This window comes from Nostoc sp., from assembly GCF_036917455.1.
GTDB lineage: Bacteria > Cyanobacteriota > Cyanobacteriia > Cyanobacteriales > Nostocaceae > Nostoc.
On the sequence record NZ_JBALDK010000222.1, the window covers coordinates 1 to 5378 of the forward strand.

3 protein-coding genes and 1 pseudogene are annotated in these 5378 nt (G+C 40.7%); all 4 read left to right on the forward strand.

The annotated features are described in order from the left end of the window. Window positions 1–949 (forward strand): annotated as a pseudogene (locus V7K42_RS24460) (pentapeptide repeat-containing protein); the annotation flags it as partial. 760 nt (window positions 950–1709) lie between these two features. Continuing rightward, window positions 1710–3239 (forward strand): C-3',4' desaturase CrtD, encoded by a 1530-nt coding sequence (gene crtD, locus V7K42_RS24465; RefSeq protein ID WP_334919860.1) that lies wholly within the window; start codon window positions 1710–1712, stop codon window positions 3237–3239. 101 nt (window positions 3240–3340) lie between these two features. After that, entirely contained in the window at window positions 3341–4447 is a 1107-nt protein-coding gene (locus V7K42_RS24470) for a saccharopine dehydrogenase family protein (RefSeq protein WP_334919861.1), read from the forward strand. 262 nt (window positions 4448–4709) lie between these two features. Next, complete coding sequence (locus V7K42_RS24475; protein ID WP_334919862.1) at window positions 4710–5099, forward strand: hypothetical protein; 390 nt, start codon at window positions 4710–4712, stop codon at window positions 5097–5099. Window positions 5100–5378 lie beyond the last annotated feature (279 nt).

The window sequence follows — 5378 nt, forward strand, 5'->3', positions numbered from 1 at the left end:
TGCTTCTATAGAAGCATGGAATATTGACAGTACAACCAAGTTATATAACGTAGATTGTCGCTTTATCTATCTTCTAGAATATCCCAGGCTAGGAACCGATGACCGCGAACGCCGTCCCAGTAGTGGCGAATTTCAACCAGGAGAATTTACCAAGCTATTTGAAGAGGTTTTAAATACTGTTGATTTAATTTTCCGCAACGGGATTGATTGGAAAGCTTTTGTTAATGCTTTCCAACAAGTGCAAGTTGAAAATGAAGAGACGGAACTAGTTATCCAGAGTATTGTAAACAAAGATGGCGTATTTGTTATTAGAATCATAGTGCCTGTTGATGCTGATAAAGAAAAGTTTCATAGTGATTTAACACAAAATTATCAACTGGCGCTGCAAGAAGTAGAAAAATATAAAGCACTATCACAAGCTCGATATGATGAGATAATCCGCAAAAGTGCAGAAATGACAAATATTGTTATATATTTAGCGGCTCAAAGTGGTAATGTTCAAAACTTCCAATTTGGAGATAATGCAGGGAATATATCTATGACTAACAATAATAATGCCAGCCGCAATATTAATGTCGGTAGAGATTTTAATGCAACAGGAACAATTAATTTAGGTGAAATCAGTGGTGCAGTAACAAATACCATCAACGACTTACCAGCATCACCCGAACCTGATAAACCAGGAATTAAGGAATTATTGACGCAATTGCAAGCAGCGATTGAGGCTGATACAAATTTACCGCAAGAAGATAAAGCTGAGGCATTAGAACAAGTGAAAGCCTTAGCAGAAGCGGGGAAAAGTCCTCAAGAGGGGGCAATGCAAAAGGCGGCGAAAACGGCTATAAAGATTTTAAAAGGGACAATTTCTAGTTTACCAAGTGCCACAAAGTTGGTTGAACAGTGCAGCAATCTATTACCGTTGATTTCAACTTTTTTGGGTTTAGGGTAGCGTGTAAAATTAAGAGGTTGTTTGAAAAGTGTTTCGCTGTGAATTTAGGCACTTTTAGATCCCCCTTAACCCCCGTGTACATACAAATTTTTGATGAGGCCATTTAAGATTTATCGTGCAACCTCTGAGATACCTCAAGAAAGGTTATGCTACGCAAAACCTGTCCCTTTCTTTAGTAAGGCTATGGTGTATACACAAGTCTGAAACAGTCTACTCACTTGCATTTAGGCGTAAATTTACCCCACCCTAACCCTCCCCTTATAAAGGGGAGGGAACCAGATTTTCCGGTTTCCCCCCAATATATCGGGGGGATTAAGGGGGGTAATTCGATGACTTGTGTACACCAGCACCCTTTGACCCCATTTAACTCAGAGATTACAGCTATTTTCACGTAAATAGACCACGGGGTAAGGGCACAGCATTGCTGTGCCCCTACAACAGATGTCAAATACATGAATTCTGCTGTAAGGTAAAATTATAACTCCCGGTTCGCCCATTTTAAATTGAGTTAGAAAAAAGCTGAACGATTTAATAGGGGTTCCACCCTGTAATACTAATGTACTCTCGTGCCGACTTTGCGCGATCGCGTAAAAATAGACTTTTTAGAGCGGGGTGATAGTTCAAGGTAAATTTATGGAAATCGCTAAAACCATTACTCAACCTAGATTTTCTGTTTTTCGGCAATTTCTAGAACTCCAAAAAAAATGAGCGAACCGGGAGTTATAAGTAAAAGTATTAAGAATTTTAAATAAACTAATCAATGTCCAGCATTTCTCTTGACAAAAGTAACTCTCATGTCGTCGTTATCGGTGCCGGAATAGGTGGACTGACTGCCGGAGCATTATTAGCTCATAGAGGTTACAGCGTCTTAATTTTAGATCAAGCTCTCGTACCGGGAGGTTGTGCTTCTACGTTTAAACGCCAGGGATTTACCTTTGATGTGGGAGCAACTCAGGTGGCGGGATTGGAACCGGGGGGAATTCACCACCGTATTTTCTCGGAATTGTCAATAGATTTACCCGCAGTAACGCCTTGCGACCCTGCTTGTGCAGTATATTTACCTGGAGAAACCACACCGATTAATGTCTGGCGCGACCAACAGAAATGGCAAGAGGAACGACAAAAACAGTTTCCCGGTAGCGAACCGTTTTGGCAATTGATGGCAACTTTATTTAATGCCAGTTGGGAATTTCAAGGACGCGATCCGGTGCTACCACCACGTAATTTATGGGATTTGCGGCAACTAATGCAAGCGGTACGTCCTAGTACATTAATTACCGTTCCTTTTACTTTGTTTACGGTAGGAGATGCTTTACGTTTATGTGGACTGGGAAATGACCAGCGATTGAGGACTTTTTTAGATTTGCAACTGAAGCTATACTCCCAGGTGGATGCAGAGAATACAGCATTACTTTATGCCGCCACAGCGTTGAGTGTATCCCAACTTCCCCAAGGATTGTTTCACCTCCAGGAAAGTATGCAAGTATTAAGCGATCGCTTGGTACAATCCTTAGAAAGAGATGGCGGTAAATTGTTGATGCGCCATACTGTAGAAAAAATCGAAGCAGAAAACGGCAAAGCTACTGCTGTAGTCATTAGAAATCAGAAAACTGGCGAAGTTTGGACAGAAGCAGCCGACCATATTGTTACTAACGCCACAGTGCAAAACTTGGTGCAATTATTGGGAGAACAAGCGCCATCTGGATATAAAAACCGGGTGGAAAAACTACCCCAAGCATCGGGTGCGTTTGTGGTGTATTTGGGTGTAGATGCTAGCGCAATTCCGCCTGAGTGTCCTCCCCACCTGCAATTTTTGTATGATGTCAATGGCCCCATTGGCGAGAATAATTCCCTATTTGTTTCTGTCAGTCATCCTGGAGACGGCCGCGCACCGGAGGGGAAAGCGACAATTATCGCTTCTTCATTTGTCGATCCTGCACAGTGGTGGCAGACTGAAGATTATGAAGGACTAAAAGAAAAGTTTACCCAAGAAGCGATCGCTCGTCTTGCTCAATACTTCTATCTCAAACCAGAAACGATTATTCATCAAGAAGCCGCAACACCACGCACCTTTGCCCATTTCACAGCCCGCGATCGCGGTATAGTTGGCGGTATTGGTCAAAGGATTCCTACCTTTGGCCCCTTTGGGTTCGCCAATCGGACACCAATTCAGCATTTGTGGTTAGTTGGTGATTCCACACATCCCGGCGAAGGTACGGCTGGGGTGAGTTATTCGGCGCTGACAGTAGTCAGGCAAATTGAGGCGCAAAAACTTATCAACTACCAATAATCGAAAAGTCCTCCTTCCTTGGCTAGTAAGTCATCCTTGTAACCGATGGCAAACAGGACACAAAACTGATGAAATAAGATTAGTGTTGCGAATCTGGAGTAATGACAGACAGAGTTTTAATTCTTGGTGGACGAGGGCGGATTGGTAGCACTGTTGCTCAGGATCTAGCTACCCATACGCAAGCTCAAATTACGATTACTGGACGTTCTGCGGAGTTTGGCAAGGCTGTCAGCTTGGCTTCAGGCGGACAAGTACAGTTTTTGGTATTGGACTTGGCAGAAGTTGACAAATTGCGAGATGCGATCGCAAACTCTAACTTAGTCATCCATTGTGCTGGGCCATTTCACTATCGAGATACTAATGTTCTCGAAACCTGTATTGCTCAAGGTGTTAATTATGTAGATGTCAGCGACCATCGTTCTTATACCAGAAAAGCTCTCAATTATCACGAACAAGCTGCTGCTGCTGGTGTGACGGCAATTATTAATACTGGCATTTTTCCTGGTATTTCTAACAGCATGGTACGTCAAGGTGTTGAACAATTTGATAAAGCAGAAAAGATCCATTTAAGTTATTTGGTTTCTGGTTCTGGTGGTGCTGGCATTACAGTGATGCGGACAACTTTTCTGGGGTTGCAGTATCCTTTTGAAGCTTGGATAGATGGAAAATGGGAAATAATTAAGCCTTATAGTGAAAGAGAAATAGTTGAGTTTCCACCTCCATATCAACGCAGTGGAGTTTACTGGTTTGATATGCCAGAAACCTTTACACTACCCAAAGCTTTCCCATCAGTAAAAACTGTAATAACTAAGTTTGGCTCTATTCCCGATTTTTACAATCACCTAACTTGGATTGCAGCACACGTTTTTCCTAAATGGTTGATGCAGCGTCGTTACATGATTGAATTTCTATCTTATGTTAGCCATTCAATGACAGATGTCACTAATAACTTTAGTGGAATTGGGGTAGCAGTTCGTTCAGAAGTTACAGGACAAAAAAATGGTGAAACTGCCGTTTATTGTTCAACTGTAGTGCATGAAAATACAGCGATAGCTTCTGGTTGTGGCACAGGTAGTATTGCCCAATTACTGCTAGAGGGTAAACTCAACAAACCAGGTGTTTTTGCTGTGGAAGAAGCACTCCCAACAAGTTTATTTGAAGAAGTTATCCAAAGCCGAAGAATTAACATTACTCATAATTGGTTATAAGAGATTTATAACAAATAAATTACCCAATCTTTTGGAGTGGGTAAGATGAGCGCCTTTATCTATGGGTAAGCACAACAATTTGACTATTAGACTAAAACTTAAAAAGTTCAGATCGAATTAACTGAACTATAGGTAAAAATTAATATACCTTGCGGTAGAAGGAAGAACTGTACCTAAACACTTAGGATGCCTGTGAGCCTTAAATTTTGAATGTATTTATACATGACCAAGGCTTATAAGAGAAAACTAGGAGTGTTTTTCCATGCAAAAAATTCTATTAACTTTAAAAAAAGCGTTACGTTCAAGCTTTTTAGTTGTTTGTTTGATGGTTTCCATCAGCTTGTCAGGTTCATTTATTTTCGTTCAACAAGCTAGTTATGCAACTACACTTGAAGAATTAAAGCTAGTACCTCCAGAGTCTAAACCAAATTCTGAAGAAAAAATTAATCGGGCAAACGAATACGATCCAGGTGTTGGCGTTCAAGAAGAAGAACGACAAACAGCTTATGAGCAAGCAATAAAAGATTCCAAAAATCTTAACACTATAGAGAAGACTTACGAAAGAAATTTGAAGGCTGAGAAAGAACAAAATCCTCCAGAAAGTTTTGGTGAGAAAGCAAAAGAAGTTATTGAAAAGGTAACAGGTAAATAGAGAATTCTAACCACCAAGCACTTCCTTACTAGCGTTGCGTTAGTGAGTAAGATTCAAAGCCTTTCTCTGGTTTGGAGTACACAGGTTCATAAAATTAAATTGTAGGGTGCGTTACCGCTTTAGCATAACGCACCATCAACAATTTAAAGTGCATTAGCCTTCGGCAGAACACACTCTACAAAAATTAAGTAGCTGGGCTGGAAAATTTATAACTATGTAACGAAAAGTTAATTAGAACGATTAAAGTCAAATTTGACACGTTTTGTACTGTAGTTTCCT